We start from the raw sequence: 18,544 nt of genomic DNA, 5'->3' as shown, positions 1-18,544 counted from the left end.
GCGAAAGCCGCGCGCCTGCTTCGTGTTACGAGGGTTCCTATGCCTTCCACCAGGGGCGTAGCGGCACGGTCCAGGCCTGGTCCGCGCCGAGCTTGACGCCCAGGATCTGGTGCAGCTGCACCACATTGCGCTCGAAGCCGAGCTGACAGCCGGCCATATAGAGCCCCCACACCTTGGCGGTGCCCTCGCCGACCTCCTCGACGGCGGCATCCCAGTTCTTCACCAGGTTGTCGCACCATTCGGCCAGGGTGAGGGCGTAGTGCCGGCGCAGGTTCTCCTCGTGCAGCACCTCGAGGCCGACGTTCTGGACCTCGGAGATGATGCGGCCGGAGCCGGCCAGTTCGCCGTCGGGGAAGACGTAGCGGTCGATGAAGTCGCCCGCCTTGGTGATGCGGGTGTTGTCCGGCCGGGTGATGGAGTGGTTCAGGAACAGGCCGCCGACCTTCAGCTTCGACTTGATGAATTCGAAGTAGGCGGGGTAGTTGTGCACGCCGATGTGTTCGGTGAGCCCGATGGAGGAGACCGCGTCGAACTCGCCCTCGTGCACGTCGCGATAGTCGCTGTGGCGCACCTCGGCGAGGTCGGACAGGCCCTCCTCGGCGATCTTGGCCCGCGCCCACTCGGCCTGCTCGGCCGACAGGGTGGCGCCGATGACCCGCACGCCGCGCTTGGCGGCGTAGCGCACCATGCCGCCCCAGCCGCAGCCGATGTCGAGCAGCCGGTCGCCGGGCTTCAGGTTCAGCTTTTCGAAGACCAAGCGGTACTTGTTCTCCTGGGCCTGCTCCAGTGTCCAGGCCGGGTCCTCGTAGGCCGCGCAGGTGTAGGTCATGGACGGGCCCAGCACGTACTCGTAGAACGCGTTGGAGACGTCGTAGTGGTGGTGGATGGCCTCGGCGTCGCGAGACTTGCTGTGCCGCAGGCCTTCCAGCGCGATGCGCCGCCAGCGCGGCATGGCCTCCTGCGGCGGCGGGGGCACCGGCTTGAGCAGTTCCCAGCCCAGCGAGCGGGCGATGACCACCAGCTGCAGGGCGGTGGGGCGGCGGAACTTCATGCCCGCCATGGCCTTCAGCAGCTCGTAGGGGTCGCCGGGTTCGACGCCGTGGGTGATCAGGTCACCGGAGATGTAGGCGCGGGCCATGCCGAGGTCGCCGGGCGCGGTGGCGATGAAGTTGACGCCGCGCGGGGTGGTGATCTCGAGACCGAATTCCGAGTCCTCCGGTCCGGCGCTGCTGCCGTCGTAACAGGTCAGGCGGATCGGTACGGGTCCGTCGAGGAGGGTCTCGAAGATCTCGGCAATGCTGAGTTTGGTTCCCAGCTCGGCGAATACGTCGGAACGGTCCTTGTACGTGGTCACTTGCGTTGCACCGCCTTCGAATACAGATCCAGTAGACGAGAATCCGGGTCGTAGCGTTTCTTGAGGGTGAGGTAGGTATCGCCGCCGTAGTAGAGGGAGGCGAATTCATCCTGGTCGTAGAAGGAGTCCGAATACAGGGATTTATGACCGTCGAGTTCGGACACCTTGTGCTCGATGGCACGGTTGGCCGCGCCGCCGGGCTGTCCCGGCACCGTCGGCACGGCCGACCAGAAACCGACATTGACATAGGTGCGGCCGGGCTCCAGCGGATAGAGCGGCCAGGGGCGTTCGGCCGCGTCCTGCGCTTCCGCGCGGTTGTCGCGCAAGCGCAAGGGGCACAACCAGATCGGCTCGATGGGAACCTCGCGCAGGAACCATTCCACGAAATCCGCGGTGTGGTCGATGGGCACCTCGATGTCCTGCACCACTCGTTCGCGCGGCGGATTCCCGTGCCGCGCCTCGATCTTGTCGCCGATCGCGTACCGGTGATCCAGCGCGATCAGCTTCCAATAGAAGCTGGAGCGCCGGTACTGCTGGGGCCAGAAGCGCCGGATCCGCGGGTTCTGCGCCCCGAATGCCCGTGAGCACCAGAACCAGTCGGTGTCCCAGCGCCACAGGTAATCGTGGATGGTCAGCCGATCGCGCTTGGGCCGCGCCGAATCGTGCTGGATGGATCGGTAGTAGATGTCCATGCCGGTGTAGTCGCTGACCGGGCCGGGCTCGTCGGTCTGGCGGCCCAGGATCAGGTAGCTCTCGTCGGCGGTGAAGACCACGCCGTCGAGGTAGTCGACCGGTTCGCCGTCGTGGGAGCGGTCCGCGATGATCTGTGTCATCGTCGCCTCCAGCTCCCGCAGATCGTGGAACCGTATGTGCCGCAATGCCACGTAGGGCAGCACCGGTTCGAGTTCTATCTTCAGCCGGGTCGAGTACCCGAGCGTGCCGTAGGAATTCGGGAATCCGCGGAACAGATCCGCGTGTTCGCCGTCCCGCGTGGCGGTGACGATCTCACCGGCGCCGGTCAGTACGTCGATCTCGAGCACGGATTCGTGCGGGAGACCGTTGCGGAACGAGGTGGATTCGATGCCCAGTCCGGTGACCGCGCCGCCCAGGGTGATGGTCTTCAGCTGCGGCACCACGAACGGGGCCAGCCCGTAGCGCAGGGTGGTGGCGACCAGGTCCTCGTAGGTGGTCATGCCGGCCACGTCGGCCGTGCGGGCTTCCGGGTCCACCGCGATGACCTGCGTCAATCCGGACACATCGAGGCCGGGCGCGGTGCTGCGCGCCCGGGCCCGGAAGAGGTTGGAGGTCTTCTTGGCCAGCCGTACGTTCGCATCCGGCGGGATGGCGCGGTACGAGGCCAGGAGGCGATCGACTCCGGCCCGATGCGCGGCGAAACCTGATTCCTGTGCGGCCGGTGCGCGGCCGGCCTTCCCCAACAGACTCACTGCCACCTTCGGAAACCTAGCGTGCACCGACCGGTACGGCCAGCAGGGGAGCACCGGCGGGGCGGGTTTTCACGCACAGTTTGCATGCGTGTCGGCGGGTACGACCTGCCGTGTAGCGAGGGTATTCCCGTCCCCGGCGTGATGATTGTTACTTCAGCTAACAATTGGGTTACGGTGCGGCCGAGCTCTTTACAGCGGGTCGTCGAGCTCCAGCTGCCGGATCTGCGGCAGATACGGATCCAGTTCGCCCGCCTCGAAACGGCACAATCCGATCACGTGCCAGAACTGGCCCGCCGTCAGGCCCTCGGTCTTGTAGCGGCCGTCCGGTGTGAAGGCCACCCAGCCCTTGGGCAGCCCGAGCAGGGTGCCGCGCGGCTGCGGAGCCGCGGCCGGATCCGTCAGCGACCACAGCATGATCGAACCGTCGTTCCCGGCGCTGGCCAGCAGCCGGCCCGACGGGGCGAAAGCCAAGGACCGCACCCGGTTCCGATGGCCGTAGAGGGTGTGCAGGTGCCGGCCGCCGGTGATGTCCCACAGGTTGATGACCAGATCGTCGCCCGCTGTGGCCAGCGTGCCCGACACCGGATCCACCGCCACGCACCACAGCCGCCCGCGGTGCAGGTCCAGCCGATGCAGCGGGGGACCGCCGGTCAGACTCCAGATCCGCACCGTGCCGTCCCAGGAGATGCTGGCCAGCCGGTCGCCATCGAAGACCACCCCGTAGACCCGGTGGCCGCTCGCGCCGTCGCGGACCGGGTCCGACAGCGTTTCCAGCAGCTCCCCGGACGCCACGTCCCAGAGCCGGACATGGCCGTCGTCGCAGCCGGTGGCCATGGTCGCCCCCGCCGCGTCGAAGGCGATCGAGCGCACCCGGCCGCGATGCTCGGCGCAGACGGCGTGCTCGCCGCCGGTCTCGCGGGTCCACAGGGTGACGGTGTCGTCGTCATTGGCGGTGGCGATGTAGCGAGCGGTCGGGTCGTAGGCGATGGCCCACACCGGGGCGGAGTCGACGGTGATGTCGCGTTCCGCGGTGGCGGCGTCGATATCGAACACCCGCAGCCGCCCGGCATTGCCGACCGTCACCAGCTGGGCGGGGTGGGCCGGGCTGAAGACACCGGACTCCAGGGTGATCAGCCCGTCCGCGGTGCCCTGCAGGCGCTGCGCCAGCCGTCCGGTGGCAGCGTCCCAGAGCCGCACGCTGCCATCGTTGCCGCAGCCCGCGAGCAGGGTGCCGTCGGCATTGAAGGAGACCGCGCGGACATGGCGGCCGTGCCCGTTGAGGGTGTGCAGGCGCTCGCCGGTGGCGGGATCCCAGATGCGCAGCGCGAACTGGTCGTCGGCGACGGCCAGCTGGGTGCCGTCGGGGCGGAAGGCGAAGGGCCAGATGGATCCGGTGTGGCCGGTGAGCCGGTGCAGCGGCGCGCCGGTGCGGCCGTCGCGCACGTAGACCGCGCCCGTGGTGTCGCCGGAGGCGAGCATGTCACCGGCCGGATCGAAGCCGAGCCAGTGGATGCGCGCACTGCCGTGTTCGGTGCGGGTGTGCACCGTCTCGCCGGTGCCGGTGTCCCACAGGCGAATTCCGCCCGCGGTGTCGCCGCTGGCCAGGATGGGCTCGACCGGGTGGAAGGCCATGGTGTACACGACGTCCCGGTGCCCGGCGAGGTCGCTGATCCGCTCGCCGGTGGCCGGATTCCACAGGCCCAGTACGCCGTCCGCGCCGCCGGCGGCGAGCAGCGCGCCCGCGGGATCCCAGCAGATGCGGCGGATCGGGCCCGGCGCGCCCCGGAAGCCGGCGACCTCGGCGCCGGTCGAGAGCTGCCAGATGCGCACCGCGCCATCGTGATACGCGGCGGCCACCCGGTCGCGGTGGAAGGCGATGCTGTAGATGCGTTGGGGTCGGCCGTCCGGCGGCGGGAACTCGTGCAGCTGTTCGCCGTCGGGGAGCTGCCGGATGCGCAGCACCCCGGCCGCGTCACCGGTGGCGAGCAGCGTTCCGGCCGAATCGGTTTCCAGCGGCCACGGCCAATTCGCATGGCCGGACAGAATCTTTCGCACCGCCCCGCTGGCCGCGGCCCAGATCCGGACAGTGCCGTCGGCCGAACCGGTGACCAGGACCTGCTCGGTGTAGGCGACCGCGAAGGTGCGGGCGCGATGTCCGTGCAGGGTGCGCAGCGTGCGCCCGGTGTCGGCGCCGTAGACGACCACACTGCCGGAATCGCAGCCGACGGCGACGGTGCCGCCGTCCGGACTGTAGGCCAGCGGGCGGGGCAGCCGTCCGCTCTGCGCGTCCACCCCGTGCTTGACACCGATTGCGGCCGGGGCGAATTCGGTCAGCGGTGGGGTGCCCGGCACCCGCCCGGACCCGGCCAGTCCGGTGCCGATCGGGCTGCCGATCACGTCCAGCAGGGCGGCCCGGGTCCAGCGGCTGCCCTCGCCGCGTGCCCCGGTGAGATCGGTGCGGGCCAGTCGCGCCCCGGTCAGGTCGGCGCGGCCGAGGTTGGCGCGCACCAGGGAGGCCTGATCCAGGTGCGCCCGATGCAGGCGGGCCCCGCGCAGGTCGGCGTTCTGCAGGTTGGCGCTGGTGAGCTGGACCTCGGTCATATCCGCTCCGCGGAGATCGGTGCCGACCAGAGAGGCCTGGTCGAGTTGCGCGCCCACCAATCGCACGCCGCGCAGGACCGCCTGGTCCAGCACCGCGCCGGTCAGCCGGGTCTCGGTCATGTTCGCGCCGGTGAAGTCGAGCTGTTGCAGATTGCGGAAGGACAGATCCTCTCGCGACAGGTCCAGCCCGCGCAGGTCCTTGTCGGGCGAGATGCGCAGCCGGGCCGCGATCCTGGCGGCATTGGTCCGGGTGATCTCGTGCTCGTCCGGATCGTCCAGGGTGCGCTCCACCCAGGCCTGCAGCAGCTCGACCTCGCCCAGATCACAGAGGAATTCGACGGCCAGCGGTTCCAGCTGCGCCTGCGCCAGCGGCGCGGGGGCGGTGACTCCGGTGCTCAGCTGGGCGGCGACCTGTTTGGCCACCAGCCAGTCCCGCACCGATGAGTGGATGAAGCCGAAGCGGTTGTCCTCCGCCCGCACGATGAGGCTGCGGGAACCGAGGGTGTGCACGAACTGCGCGACATTGAGCCGGCCGTCGTCGATCTGCTCCACGGCGGCGTGCGCGACCTCGGTCAGCTCGGCCAGATTCAGGTACGGCCGCCCGGTCTCCCACACCCGCAACGCGAAATACGTGACGGCGAGCCATAGTTCGTCGATGCGCAGAGTGGGATGCGAGCCGGCGCGCTCGGGGGAGCGTTCGATCTCGTAGCCGAGCCAGCTGGTCAGGATCTCCTCGTAGAGCCGGGTCGGCCCGATGATGCGGCGGGCCCCGGCCGCGGTGCGCAGCCGCTGTTCGTCCAGATCGGCGATGAAGCTCAGCATGCGCGGGTTGCAGGCCAGCTCGAACAGGCCGGGAATGCCGCGCAGCAGCCGCATCCGGGCGTCGGCCGAGGGGCCTTCGGTGCCGTAGCGATTGACCAGGAAGGCGTGCACCTGCTCAGCGGTGAAGTTCTCCACGCTCAGCAGGTAGCGATCCGGATGGGGTTCCTCCTGGGTCTGCAGCGCGGTCGCGATCTGGTCGTAGGACTTGAAATGCTGGGTGCGCCCGGCCACCACGACCTTGGCCCGGCCCACCGCGGCCTGCAGCAGGGTGGCCATGTGCTCGGCGGCGCTGTCGTAGTTGAGGCGGGTGAGCAGTTCGTCGAAGCCGTCGAAGAGCAGCACCACCCGGCCCTGTTCGAGCATGTAGCGCAGGGCGCGCAGATCGATGCGGGATTCGCCGTTGTTGGCCAGGTGCGCGGCCAGCAGGGTGTCGAGGGAGCTGGTGCGGTCCAGGTCCCGCAGTTCGATGAGGATGGGGACGAGCCGGCCGGCGTTCGCGGTGATGCGGCGGGTCAGCTCGCGCAGGGCGAAGGTCTTGCCGAGCCCGAAATCGCCGAGCAGCAGCACGAATCGGCCGTCGTCGGCGGTCACCAGGCGCATGAGCTCGGCGACCAGGTCGCTCTGCACCTCGCGGCCGTGCGGGGCGAGCATGCGGAAGCGTTGCGGCACATACAGATCGGGCGCGTAGGCGGGGTCGTCGTGCAGGCGCGCCGACTGTTTGCGCAGGTAGTCGCCGAGATTGGCCATGCCCTGGAAGTCGGGGAAGCTGCGGATCCGCACGCCCTCGGCGGCCGCGCGGTCGAGCAGTTCCCGGCTCGGCGCGGGACCCAGGTAGATGAGCTGGGAGCCGGGTTTCGGTTCCGGGCCGAGGAATTCGTCGAGGACCTGGCCGGTCACCTCGCCCACGTGCACGCCGATGATGAGCTGCTCGATCACCGGCTCGGATTTCACGGTGACCAGCAGGTACGGCGGGTCGGAGGCGATGCGGCGGATGCGCGCCCCGGGATAGCGAACCTCGCACACCTCGGCGACCTGCTCCAGCAGCATGTCGTGCGGCCGGGCGGTCTCGCTCGCCCGGAGCTCGGGCCGGCGGGGTTCGGGCGGGGGTGGCGGCAGCTCCGGGGGCGTGGCCCGGCTCGACAGCGCGACAGCGCAATTCGTCCAGGTGAGCTGTTGCAGGGCGGGGGTCTCGAAGGATTCGTCGCACCGGTGGCGGGTTAGTCCGGCGGCGGTGATGTGGAGGAGTTCGGCCTGGCCCGGGGCGGGAGCCGGCAGCACGGGCAGGGTGCCGGTGGGATGGGCGAGCGAGCGGCCCGCCCGGCCGGGGCCGCGCAGCAGCAGGTTCAGGCGCGGGCCCAGGCGGCGGAAGGTGCGTTCGGCGTCGCGGAGCACGCCCGGGTCGTACGGGGAGACGTTCGGGCCGGGTGCGGGATCGTGGCGGACGACGCCCAGCCGGAACCAGCCCTGCGCCTCCTGGACGCGCAGGTGCTCGGCGAACCAGTCCTTCTGCTCGGTGCCCACGGAGCCGTAGTCGTCCTCGGGGCGGTGCGTGGCAGCCATGGTGGAGTTCAGACCGGCCACCACGAGCCGCAATTCGGGCACCGGGAACAGGGTCCAGGGCTGGCCCACATCGAAGACCAGATGGTCGAGTCCGCGGTACAGGGTGTTGAACATCTGCTCGAACAACCGCAGTTTCGCGTAGTAGGGCGGCCGGGGGAGGCGGTCGTTGGCCTCGCAGTCGAGGAAGTGGGCCCGGCAGAGGAGTCGGGAGATGTCGTGATTGCCGGGGACTACGACCAACCGGTCGGGCTCCAGCTTGAGCAGGACCCGCAGTCCCGTGAGAAACGAGACGGCCTTGCGGAATTCGGCCGGATGGGCGGACTCGGTGAGGTCACCGCTCACCACGATCAGATCCGGCGCGGGGGCCTGCCGGTCGATGAGCTCGGTGACCGCGCCATAGATATGTGACTGCAGGCCTTCGGGATCGGCGGGAACATCGGCGGACGACAGGGTGCGGCCGAACCGCGGGCCACCGACATGCAGGATCGACAGCCCCGCATGCGGACGACTCGCCGCCGTGTCCCCCGGAAAGGCCGGCGGCGACAGCGGGCGCCGGCGGACCGGGGTGGATTCCGGTGCCGGAGACCAGATGTCGTCCGCGCGCGGGTCCGGCTGCCGCCGCGGCGCCCACCGGTCCGAGAGCATCCGCTCGACCCGGTCCACTACCGTCCGCCGCATCTCGGTCGCATCGCTCACTCCGAGCAGATCGAGGGACGCGACACCCGTGGGCAGCCACTCCAGCGCACACTCGCTGACCCGAACCGCCAGCAGCTTCCCCGGATCCACATCCAGCGCGGCCTGCCACTCCCGGTTCGCGTGCCGCGAGGACACATAGTCCCGCGTCAGCACCGCCACCACCAGATCGGACTCCCGCACCCCGCGCTGCACGAAGTCCGCATAGTTGGTCGCCGGATCGAAATCCCACGACGACACCACGGTTCGATACCGCGCCTCGGCATGCTCCAACTGCCAGGCCAGCCAGATGGCCCACCGCTCGTCGGCCGGTGAGTAACTCGTGAAGAGCATCCGCGACCGCCCACCCCACAGCGTCACCCTGCCAGTATCCCGCCATCGAAAGCGTCGCGAGGCCAATCGAATTGACCTCTGTGGGATTCCTTGGCCGCGCGACAGTTCTCAGCCGGTGCGACCCTCCCGCCGATCCTGCGATCATTGGCCAATGCCCGAACAGCTGGAATCCGATCACCGATGAGCGCGTTCCAAGTACTCGTTCCAGCGGCCGCCTGCGTGCAGGCCGTCATGGCCGTGGCAGCAGCAGTGATCACTTTGGCCGCGATTCGTGGCGTCGAGCCAGGTCAGCGCCCTGCGGTGATCATCACCGTGGCGGAGTTGATCTCGGCGCTCCGCGGTCGAAAGCGGCCTCACCCCAAGGGAAAGCGACATGCGTAGCGCGGAAGAGGTGGAACGGCCGACGGGCTCGTGGCGGCCAAGTGTGCTGGATTCAGTTCGAATCGGGCTGCTGATCATCGGCTTGCTCTGTGTGGCAACGGGACTGCTGCCACGACATGAGGCGGCGGAGAACATGCGGCGGATCGCGCCGTTGTTGTTGTTTCTGGGCAGTGTGATCGTGCTGGCGAATCTGGCTCGGCGGGCCAAGGTGTTCGATGTGATCGCGCATCGGCTGGCGATCATTGCCGGTGGGAACTATGCCGGGTTGTTCCTGCTGTGCGTGCTGTTCGCGTCGACCACGACGACGGTGCTGAATCTGGATACGACCGCGGTACTACTGACACCGGTGATGATCGCGCTGGCGGGGCCGGCGCGGATTCCGCCGCTGCCGCTGGCCATGACGACGCTGTGGCTGGCGAATACGGCGAGCCTGTTGCTGCCGGTGTCGAATCTGACCAATCTGCTGGCGGCGGATCGGGTAGCACTGGACGCGACCGGTTTCGCAGCCAGAATGTGGCTACCGCAACTGCTTTCGATCGCGGTGACCATGCTGTGCCTGTGGTGGTGGTACTGGCGGCGGTCGCAGCGCGGGGCCGACCGGTATGTGGTGCCGGAGCCGATCCGCCCGGCGGATCTGCGGGAACGGGTGCTGCTGTACGCGTCCGGGGGCGCGTGTGTGCTGTTCGTGCTGGCCATTCCGTTCGTGGGGGATCGGATCGGGATCGCGGCCACGGTGGCCGCGGCCATCGCGGTGCTGGCCTTCGCCATCTGCGACCGGTCGGCGCTGCGCCTGTCGTTGTTTCCCTGGCAGCTGCTGGTTTTCGTGTCCGGGCTGTTCCTGGTGGTGCCCACGCTGTCCGCGCACGGCCTGTCGACGGTGATGGATCATCTGATCGGGCAGGACTCCAGCGGTCCCAGCGTGTTCCGGGCCGCCGGTGCGGGCGCGGCGCTGTCCAATGTCGTCAACAACCTGCCCGCCTACACCGCGGGCGAGGCCGTGATCTCCCCGGGTGAGCGGAACCAGTTGCTGGCCTTGCTGATCGGCACCAACGCGGGCCCGGTGATCACCCCGTGGGCCTCCCTGGCCACGCTGCTGTGCCTGGAGTTCTGCCGCACCCACGCGGTACGGGTCCCCATGCGCCGGTTCCTGCTGACCGGCCTGGTGCTGGCGGTGGCCGCGACCGCCGCCGCCACCGCGGGGCTGCTGCTCACCGGCTAGAACGTATGCACCGGGCGCAGTGCGTATTCCACGATCTCGATGACGTCGTCGTCGGTGTACACGGCGGGCAGGGGTAGGCCGAGGCTTTCCAGCAGTCTGCGCACCTGCCCGATCGTCGGCTCGCTCGGCGGCCGCAGATCGGCGTCGCGATTGAGCTGCACCGGCTGGGCCTGTTTGAAGCTCACCGCCAATTCCCGGGTGAAGTCCGAATACTGGGGCTTGCCGCGCTCGAACAGCAGCGCCGGGGTTTTCGAGCCGCGCTGATTCATGATCACCACGTTGTCCGACATGTCCCAGCGGTAGGTCGACAACGTCGACGACAGCCCGAGTTCGACGGTCAGGAACTCCGACTGCTGCCGATACCAGGCGCAGGCCAGCGCCGTGGCGTAGGACTGCTTGCGAATGCGGTCGGCCGTCCACGGCCGCCCGCCGGCATCGCCCTGCGGCTGGAGCGAATTGCGGTACTGCGCGTCCGCCAGGCACAGCTGCTCATTGCCCGGGTCCAGGACCTCCACCCGCAGATTCAGCAGGTGGCTCTCGTCCCGCGCCCGCCCGAGGAAATACGGCAGCGTCACCGCGCGCAGATAGGTTCCGGTGCCGCCCTTGTAGATCCAGTTGTCGGTGTCCCGCCGGGCCCGCGCGTGCGCCTGATCGATCTCCGCGCCGTGCAGCAGCCGGACCGCCGCCAGTTCCCGGACCAGCCGGGAGGTCCGATTGCGGTCGCGCAGCAGGGTGAGCGCGAGCAGGCTCAGCACGAGCAGCGTCGCTCCGCTCACCGCGTTCAGATTGGCGAACTTGTCGAAGGTCTCGACCACAATGGCCGTGGCCGCCACGACCAGCGTCACGACACCGTCGATATTGAGCCGGATCCAGGTCACGAACCGCGTCATCACCGCGTCCTCCCCCGCAGTAGTGCACCCAGGATAGGTGGCCGACCCGACACGGCGCAGCGAACCGGCGCACCCGGATGCGGCGTAGCATGACCGAGCGGTAACAGGGCAGAGTGCCGGTCGGCCCGCGCAATCACTAAGGAGCACATGGTGGGACAGGTCAGCGCCTCCAGTTCGATCGTCGTCGCGGCGGATCCGAAGCGCACCCTCGACGCGATCGCCGATTACGAGACAGTGCGGCCCAAGATCCTCTCCGCGCACTACCGCGACTACAAGGTGGTCGAGGGCGGCCAGGGCGCCGGCACCCTCGCCGAGTGGACGCTGCAGGCCACCGAGAAGCGCTCCCGCAATGTGCGCGCGGCCGTCTCGGTCTCCGATTCCATGGTGACGGAACGGGATTCGAACTCCTCCATGGTCACCGCCTGGACCGTGACCCCCTCGGGCACCGGCTCGCTGGTCACCGTGCGCACCACCTGGAAGGGCGCGGGCGGCATCGGCGGCATCTTCGAGGGCATCTTCGCGCCGCTCGGCCTGAAGAAGATCCAGGCCGAGGTGCTCGAGAACCTGAAGCGCGAGCTCGCCTAGCGAGCGGGGGTCAGCCCTCGCCGCCGATATCGAAGAGGTTGCCCTCCGGGTCCGCCAGCGTCGTCCACTTCACGCCGTATTCGTCGAAGTCCGCGAGATGTTTGGCCCCGAGGGCAACCGCGCGCTCGACCTCGGTGGTCAGGGCGCTGCCCGCACTCAGGTCGACGTGCACGACGTTCTTGCCCGGGTTCTTGTCCGGCACCTGGACGAACATGAACGTCGGGGTGGCGGCGGCGTCGCCGATGGTCGCGAAATGCTCGTTCGCGCCCTCGTCGACCGGGCGGTCCAGCAGCTGCGCGTAGAAGCCCGCGAGCGCGGCGGCGTCGTGGCAGTCGAAGACGATATTGCCGAGGGACAGTGCCATGGATTCTCTCCTTCTTCAGAGCCGGCCGATGGGCCAGCAGACTTCGGTGCGGTAGTCGGCGGGCTCGGCGTCACCGGGCCCGACCAGGTAGATCTCGCGCACGGGTTCGGCGAGCGCGGTGTCGTGGTCGGCCACATGGCTGCCCAGCGCGCCATAGGTGCGGTCGAATTCGGTGAACGGGCCCGCATGGACAGCGATGGCGAACCGGCGGGCGGGCAGGTCGAGCACGGTCCCGGCGTCGACGCGGTCCCGGTGCCGCTCGTCGATGGGCACGAAGGTGACGACTTCGCCCCGGTCGTATTCGAAGAACTCCGGCGCGTAGGTGGCGCCGCCCGGTCCGGCGGGTGCGAGGTTCGCGGCGGCCAGTTGCGCGTACATGGTTCCGTAGCTGTGCTCACACCACGCATCGCAGTCCTCGCGCGCCACCTCCGCCGTCATGGCCAGCGCCGGATAGCTTGCGACGGAACGGTATTCGACGCTGATCCCGGTCGACGGCAGCAGCAGCGCCCGGAGCGAGGCCACCACGTCGCGGGTGCGCACCAGCTCGGCCTCCATCCGCTCGAGATGCGCCCGGATGGCCGCGTCCCGCGCCGCCTGATCCGGGGCGGCCATCACCGCCTTGATCTCCGGCAGCGGCATGTTCAGCTCGCGCAGCCGCTTGATCAGGTGCGCCTGGTCCACCTGCTCGGTCGAATAGAACCGGTAGCCGGAGCCCGGGTCGATCGCCACCGGGGCCAGCAGGTCGATCTCGTGGTAGTACCGCAGCGTCTTGATGGTCAGGTAGGTGAGCCGGGAGAACTCGCCGATCGGAACCGTTGCCGTCATGCCCTTAGCGAACACCCTCCAGCGAGGGGAGAGTCAAGCAGCGCGGCGCGCGTCGCCGACTAGGCTGGGGAGCGATCACCATCCCCCAGGAAGGACGCGCCGTGCAGCCCGGTGAAGGTTTCGATTTCCAGCAGTTGATGGCCCAGGCCCAGCAGATGCAGCAGGCCGTCATGGCCGCGCAGCAGGAGATCGCGGAGTCGGAGGTCGAGGGCGAGGCGGGCGGTGGCCTGGTGCGCGCCCGGATCCGCGCCACCGGCGAGGTGCTGGCGCTGACCATCGACCCGAAGGTGGTCGATCCCGAGGATGTGGACACGCTGCAGGATCTGATCATCGGCGCGCTCAACGACGCCATGGAGACCGCGCAGAACCTGGCCGCCGAGCGGCTGGGCCCGCTGGCCGGCGGTCTCGGCGGCGGCGCGCTGCCCGGACTCTGATCGGGGCTGGGTAGGTGTACGAGGGTCCGGTTCAGGATCTCATCGACGAGTTGGGCAAGCTGCCCGGCGTCGGCCCGAAGAGCGCGCAGCGCATCGCGTTTCATCTGCTCTCGGTGGAGCCGCCGGAGATCGACCGGCTGCAGGCGGCCCTGCAGAAGGTGCGGGACGGCGTGCGGTTCTGCGCCGTCTGCGGCACCGTCTCCGACGGTGAACTGTGCCGTATCTGCGCCGATCCGCGCCGCGACCGCACCATGATCTGCGTGGTCGAGGAGCCCAAGGATGTGCAGGCCATCGAGCGCACCCGGGAATTCCGCGGGCGCTATCACGTGCTCGGCGGCGCGCTCGACCCGCTGTCGGGTATCGGACCGGACCAGTTGCGTATCCGGGAATTGCTGACCCGCATCGGAAATCAGGACGACGGCGTGGATGTCACCGAGGTGATCATTGCCACCGATCCGAATACCGAGGGCGAGGCGACGGCCACCTACCTGGTCCGCATGCTGCGCGATTTCCCGGGACTGAGCGTGACGCGCCTGGCCTCGGGGCTGCCCATGGGCGGCGATCTGGAATTCGCCGACGAATTGACCCTGGGCCGCGCCCTTTCCGGGCGGCGCGCCCTGTAAGTGATGTACCGGGATCGGGTTATGTCCAGGTCGGCGGCGCGGGGAGCGCCGCCGGCTGCGGGCAGGGAATGTGCTGAACGTTCCTGGGGATATCGGCTCCGGCCCCGCTGGCGTGCAATGCCACGGCGATAGCGAAAGTAGCCGCCAAACCGGCCACGACTGCCAAGCCCTTACGCAAGGTCCCGTTCTTCAAGGATGGGCGTAGCTTCGACAAACGTAGCTTCATGTTTCGCTCCTCGCCTCGGTGAGTAATGCGTACAAGCTCGGAAACACCGCGTGCAATTAGCGAAATGCTAGCTTTCCTGCGCGTGCGCAGCCTTCATTCCGGGGGGTTGGAAGTGGAAATTGAAATCGGTCCGTTATTCGACGGTCAGAACGTGAGACGCTGCCAATCCAGTGCGGCGAATCCCGAACGATCTCCGGTGGCCCATCCCCAGATGAGATCGGCCACAATTCTCGGGTCGTTCGCGGTGGCGGCGAAATGCTTGTCGGCGGACCCGTCCCGGTATTCCAGGTCGTAATGCCCGTCCTGATGCCGATAGGTCTGGATGTAGATCTGATCTCCGGTTTCCACGATCAGATACGGACCGGGCTGTTCCAGCTCCGGAATCCACAGCTCCACCAGTTGCCGTGTCAGGTACGGGAATTCGCCCGCCCCGCCGTGCGTGACGGCGGCCGTGACCGATTCGGCCGGATCCACCAGCCAGGCCAGCTGCGGGTCCCACAGCGCGTAGTCGTGCGGGGTGCCCAGTTCGAACAGCAGCCCGCGCACATGGCCGATGGCGTCGTAGGGGGTGGAGACGAACAGGGCGTCGCCGAGCACGCCGTCGCCGGCGGGCGAGCCCAGGAAGCTGTCCGCCTCGGGCAGTTCGCCATTGCGCTCGTCCAGCTCGGCCGCGATCTCGGTGACGGCGTCACCGGCCGGCCTGCCGTCCTGCGCGGTCAGATACGTGTCCACCTCGGCGGGGGACACGGCGGCTCCGGAGGGCAGCAGAACGAGGTCGTAGCTCACCCGGCCAGGCTAGCTGTCGGAGAAACTCCAGCGTGTCCCGGCCTTCGCATGGTGAACTGGACAGATGGGGATCAAGGTTTCCCTCGAACATCGCACCACCTATTCCTTCGACCATCCCGTGCGCGTCCATCCGCACGTGGTCCGCCTGCGGCCAGCCCCGCACACCCGCACCGCCATCGAGGCGTACTCGATGCGGGTGAGCCCCGGGAACCACTGGGTGAACTGGCAGCAGGACGCGTTCGGGAATTTCCTGGCGCGCTTGATCTTCCACGAGCCCACGCCGGAACTGTCCATCGTGGTCGGGCTGATCGCCGATATGGACGCCATCAATCCCTTCGATTTCTTCGTCGAGGAGCACGCCGAGCATTTCCCGTTCGGGTATTCGCCGCAGTTGTCCGCGGACCTCGAGCCCTATCTGCGGCCGGTGGACGAGGGTGAATCCGGTTCCGGCCCCGGCGCTTCGGTACGGGACTGGGTGCGCCGCCACACGCCGGCGGATCGGCCGCGCACCATCGACTTCCTGATCGCGGTGAATCAGGCGCTGCGCCACGATGTCGCCTACACCGTCCGGATGGAACCGGGCGTGCAGTCGCCGGATCACACGCTGCGCGCCGCCCTCGGCTCGTGCCGGGATTCGGCGTGGCTGCTGGTGTCCGTCCTGCGGGAGTTCGGGCTGGCCGCCCGCTTCGTCTCCGGGTATCTCATCCAATTGGCCCAGGACGTACCGTCTCTGGACGGACCCTCCGGGCCGCCCGCCGATTTCACCGACCTGCACGCCTGGACCGAGGTGTACCTGCCCGGCGCGGGCTGGGTGGGCCTGGACCCCACCTCCGGCTTGTTCGCGGGGGAGGGCCACATTCCGCTGGCCGCCACCCCGCATCCGGTCTCGTCGGCGCCGATCACCGGATCCACCGACCCGGTCGCCGCCAGCCTCGACTTCTCCAATACCGTGCGCCGGATCCACGAGGATCCGCGCGTCACCCTGCCCTACACCGATTCCCAGTGGGAGCGCATCCGCGCCGCGGGCGCGGTCGTGGACGCCCGCACCGAGGCCGCCGGGATCGGGCTCACCATCGGCGGTGAACCCACCTTCGTCTCCCTCGACGATCAGACCGGTCCGGAATGGACCACCGAGGCCGACGGCCCGCGCAAGCGCGAACGCGCCGCCGACCTGGCCGAGCGCCTGCGCCGCATCTACGCCCCGACCGGCCTGGTGCAATACCGCCAGGGCAAGTGGTATCCGGGAGAACCCCTGCCGCGCTGGGAAATCGCCATGACCTGGCGCGACGACGACGAACCACTGTGGCGGCACCCCGACCTGCTCGCGCATCCCTGGCTCCCGCAGGCCGGCGACGCGGGCGAGGCCGCCGCGGCGACACCCGGCACGACCGAACAGCGCCGGGCCGCGCGCGCGGTGATCGCCCACATCGCCCGGGGCTTGGGCCTGCCGGACGGTCAGGTGCGGCCCGCCTACGAGGATTCGCTGGTCCGGATGGCCGCCAAGGCCGCTGTGCCACAGGGTGATCCGGTCGGTGCCGACGAGGATCTGGACAGCGGCGGGGATTCGGCGTCGGCGCGCAGCGCGCTGCTGGCTCGGCTGGATGCCGCCGTCGGCGAGCCCGCCGCCTACGTGCTGTCGCTCTATCGCCGGGACGACGAGGCCGGGTGGGCGAGCGCCGACTGGAAGCTGCGGCGCGGTCGAATCGTCTTGACGGAGGGCGATTCCCCGGCCGGACTCCGGCTGCCGCTGCGGTCCGTCACCTGGAACGCGCCACCGCCGCGACCCGAGGCGGACCCGTTCGCGCCGCGCCCGCCGCTGGCCGCGGATGAGCCGCCCGCGGTGGTGGAGTCCGCCGAGCGCGCGCCGATCACCGCGCTGGTCGCCGAGGTCCGCGACGGCCGGCTGTTCGTATTCCTGCCGCCCGTCGAGGAATTCGGCGCGTTCTGCGATCTGGTGCGCCGGGTCGAGGAGGCGGTCGCCGCGGCCGGGCAGCCGGTCGTGCTGGAGGGTTATCCGGCCCCGGTGGACGGCCGGTTGCCTACCTTGTCCCTGGCGCCCGACCCGGGCGTGATCGAGGTGAATGTCCAGCCCACCACCGGTTTCGCCGAGCAGTCGCGGCTGCTGGAGACGCTCTACGAGCAGGCCCGGCTGGCCCGGCTGAGCACCGAATCCTTCGATGTGGACGGCACCGACCGCGGCACCGGCGGCGGCAATCACATCACGCTCGGCGGCCGCACCCCGGCGCACTCGCCCCTGCTGCGCCGCCCGGACCTGCTGGTGTCGCTGCTCACCTACTGGCAGCGGCATCCGGCGCTGTCCTATCTGTTCTCGGGCCGCTTCATCGGCCCGACCTCCCAGGCGCCCCGCGTCGACGAGGGCCGTGCGGACGCGCTCTACGAACTGGAGATCGCCTTCGCCGAGATCGCTCGCCTGAGCCGGGCCGCCGATCGCGATGAGCCGGCCGCGCCGCCCTGGGCGGTCGATCGCGCGCTGCGCCACCTGCTCACCGATCTCACCGGCAATACCCACCGCGCCGAATTCTGCATCGACAAGCTCTACAGCCCGGATTCGGCGCGCGGCCGCCTCGGACTGGTGGAACTGCGCGGCTTCGAGATGCCGCCGCATTTCCGCATGGCCATGGTGCAGTCGCTGCTGGTGCGGGCGCTGGTGCTGCGGTTCTGGGAGCACCCCTACACCGCGCCGCTGCTCCGGCACGGCGCCAACCTGCACGGGCGCTACCTGCTGCCGCATTTCCTGCAGGCCGATATCGCCGAGGTGGCGGCCGATCTGCGCGCGCACGGCATCGAGTTCGACACCAGCTGGCTGGATCCGTTCTCGGAGTTCCGTTTTCCCCGCTTCGGCACGGTGGTACTCGGGGATATGGAAGTGGAACTGCGCGGGGCGATCGAGCCGTGGAACACCCTCGGGGAACAGACCACCGCCTCCGGGACCGCGGACCGCGACCGGTATGTGGTGACCTGCAACGGTTTCCCGCTGCCCCTCATCCCGGCCGGGCGGGCGGACGTGCAGGTCGCGGGCGTGCGGTATCGGGCGTGGCAGCCGCCGGAGTCCCTGCATCCGACGGTCACGGTGGACGCGCCGCTGGTCTTCGACGTGGTCGAGCTGCAGACCGGCCTGTCCCGCGGCGGCTGCACGTATCACGTGAGCCATCCGGGCGGCATGTTCTATGCCGGGCCGCCGGTGAATTCGGAGGTGGCGCAATCCCGGCGCAATCGGCGATTCGAATCCTCCGGGCACACCCCGGGCCCGGTGGATATCGCGGATTTGCGTGCCAAAATGGCCATACAGGCGACAGACGTCGGGGCGCCCGGAATACTCGATCTGCGCCGGGCGCGGACCGTGTGGGGCGTCGTCGGCGATCGATAGGCATACCCGGGGAAG

At 69.2% G+C, this 18,544-nt stretch carries 12 protein-coding genes; 5 read left to right on the top strand and 7 right to left on the bottom strand.

Features of this window, described 5'->3' with window-relative positions; all coding sequences use genetic code 11:
• Positions 1 to 37: 37 nt before the first annotated feature.
• The 3 genes from ACWEKS_RS10335 to ACWEKS_RS10325 form a co-directional block, all read right to left on the bottom strand.
• Positions 38 to 1,354 (bottom strand): class I SAM-dependent methyltransferase, encoded by a 1,317-nt coding sequence (locus ACWEKS_RS10335; RefSeq protein ID WP_452339778.1) that lies wholly within the window; start codon positions 1,352 to 1,354, stop codon positions 38 to 40.
• Positions 1,351 to 2,799, bottom strand: coding sequence for an FAD-binding oxidoreductase (locus ACWEKS_RS10330; RefSeq protein WP_452339777.1), 1,449 nt, complete (start codon positions 2,797 to 2,799; stop codon positions 1,351 to 1,353). The genes ACWEKS_RS10335 and ACWEKS_RS10330 overlap by 4 nt, the downstream gene beginning before the upstream one ends.
• A 189-nt stretch (positions 2,800 to 2,988) precedes the next feature.
• Positions 2,989 to 8,835 (bottom strand): WD40 domain-containing protein, encoded by a 5,847-nt coding sequence (locus ACWEKS_RS10325; protein WP_452339776.1) that lies wholly within the window; start codon positions 8,833 to 8,835, stop codon positions 2,989 to 2,991.
• A 346-nt stretch (positions 8,836 to 9,181) separates the two neighbouring features.
• On the opposite strand from ACWEKS_RS10325, the gene ACWEKS_RS10320 reads away from it, so the two are divergent.
• Positions 9,182 to 10,408: an SLC13 family permease gene (locus tag ACWEKS_RS10320; RefSeq protein ID WP_452339775.1), complete on the top strand. Its 1,227-nt coding sequence runs from the start codon at positions 9,182 to 9,184 to the stop codon at positions 10,406 to 10,408.
• On the opposite strand, the gene ACWEKS_RS10315 is transcribed toward ACWEKS_RS10320, so the two are convergent.
• Complete coding sequence (locus tag ACWEKS_RS10315; RefSeq protein WP_452339774.1) at positions 10,405 to 11,298, bottom strand: hypothetical protein; 894 nt, start codon at positions 11,296 to 11,298, stop codon at positions 10,405 to 10,407. The genes ACWEKS_RS10320 and ACWEKS_RS10315 overlap by 4 nt on opposite strands.
• Before the next feature lie 150 nt (positions 11,299 to 11,448).
• Between ACWEKS_RS10315 and ACWEKS_RS10310 the strand changes: the two genes are divergently transcribed.
• A complete protein-coding gene (locus tag ACWEKS_RS10310; protein ID WP_452339815.1) occupies positions 11,449 to 11,883 on the top strand; it encodes an SRPBCC family protein in 435 nt (144 codons plus the stop codon).
• A 10-nt stretch (positions 11,884 to 11,893) separates the two neighbouring features.
• Here ACWEKS_RS10310 and ACWEKS_RS10305 read toward each other — a convergent pair whose 3' ends face one another.
• Both ACWEKS_RS10305 and ACWEKS_RS10300 read right to left on the bottom strand, forming a co-directional pair.
• Positions 11,894 to 12,247 carry a VOC family protein gene (locus tag ACWEKS_RS10305; RefSeq protein WP_452339773.1) on the bottom strand — a complete coding sequence of 118 codons (354 nt, stop codon included), beginning with the start codon at positions 12,245 to 12,247 and terminating at the stop codon, positions 11,894 to 11,896.
• A 15-nt stretch (positions 12,248 to 12,262) separates the two neighbouring features.
• Positions 12,263 to 13,072 carry a MerR family transcriptional regulator gene (locus ACWEKS_RS10300; RefSeq protein ID WP_452339772.1) on the bottom strand — a complete coding sequence of 270 codons (810 nt, stop codon included), beginning with the start codon at positions 13,070 to 13,072 and terminating at the stop codon, positions 12,263 to 12,265.
• 101 nt (positions 13,073 to 13,173) lie between these two features.
• On the opposite strand from ACWEKS_RS10300, the gene ACWEKS_RS10295 reads away from it, so the two are divergent.
• Entirely contained in the window at positions 13,174 to 13,506 is a 333-nt protein-coding gene (locus tag ACWEKS_RS10295) for a YbaB/EbfC family nucleoid-associated protein (RefSeq protein WP_354838861.1), read from the top strand.
• Positions 13,507 to 13,520: 14 nt separating this feature from the next.
• On the top strand, positions 13,521 to 14,129 hold the full coding sequence (recR, locus tag ACWEKS_RS10290) for a recombination mediator RecR (protein WP_033090831.1): 609 nt from the start codon (positions 13,521 to 13,523) through the stop codon (positions 14,127 to 14,129).
• Positions 14,130 to 14,499: 370 nt separating this feature from the next.
• On the opposite strand, the gene ACWEKS_RS10285 is transcribed toward recR, so the two are convergent.
• On the bottom strand, positions 14,500 to 15,141 hold the full coding sequence (locus tag ACWEKS_RS10285; RefSeq protein WP_452339771.1) for a hypothetical protein: 642 nt from the start codon (positions 15,139 to 15,141) through the stop codon (positions 14,500 to 14,502).
• 64 nt (positions 15,142 to 15,205) lie between these two features.
• Here ACWEKS_RS10285 and ACWEKS_RS10280 point away from each other — a divergent pair, with 64 nt between their 5' ends.
• The gene (locus tag ACWEKS_RS10280; RefSeq protein WP_452339770.1) at positions 15,206 to 18,529 is read left to right on the top strand and encodes a transglutaminase family protein; all 3,324 of its coding nucleotides are present in this window, start codon (positions 15,206 to 15,208) and stop codon (positions 18,527 to 18,529) included.
• Positions 18,530 to 18,544: the final 15 nt, after the last annotated feature.

The sequence above is a fragment of the Nocardia sp. NPDC004711 genome, from assembly GCF_053601595.1.
The sequence above is the reverse complement of the archived record's forward strand: the minus strand, read 5'-3'. Positions and strand labels throughout refer to the sequence as shown.

Excerpts from the sequence above, each read along its gene's own strand:
- ACWEKS_RS10320 (WP_452339775.1), top strand. The coding sequence starts at position 9,182 with ATGCGTAGCGCGGAAGAGGTGGAACGGCCGACGGGCTCGTGGCGGCCA.
- ACWEKS_RS10315 (WP_452339774.1), bottom strand. The coding sequence starts at position 11,298 with ATGACGCGGTTCGTGACCTGGATCCGGCTCAATATCGACGGTGTCGTG.
- ACWEKS_RS10305 (WP_452339773.1), bottom strand. The coding sequence starts at position 12,247 with ATGGCACTGTCCCTCGGCAATATCGTCTTCGACTGCCACGACGCCGCC.
- ACWEKS_RS10300 (WP_452339772.1), bottom strand. The coding sequence starts at position 13,072 with ATGACGGCAACGGTTCCGATCGGCGAGTTCTCCCGGCTCACCTACCTG.
- ACWEKS_RS10280 (WP_452339770.1), top strand. The coding sequence starts at position 15,206 with ATGGGGATCAAGGTTTCCCTCGAACATCGCACCACCTATTCCTTCGAC.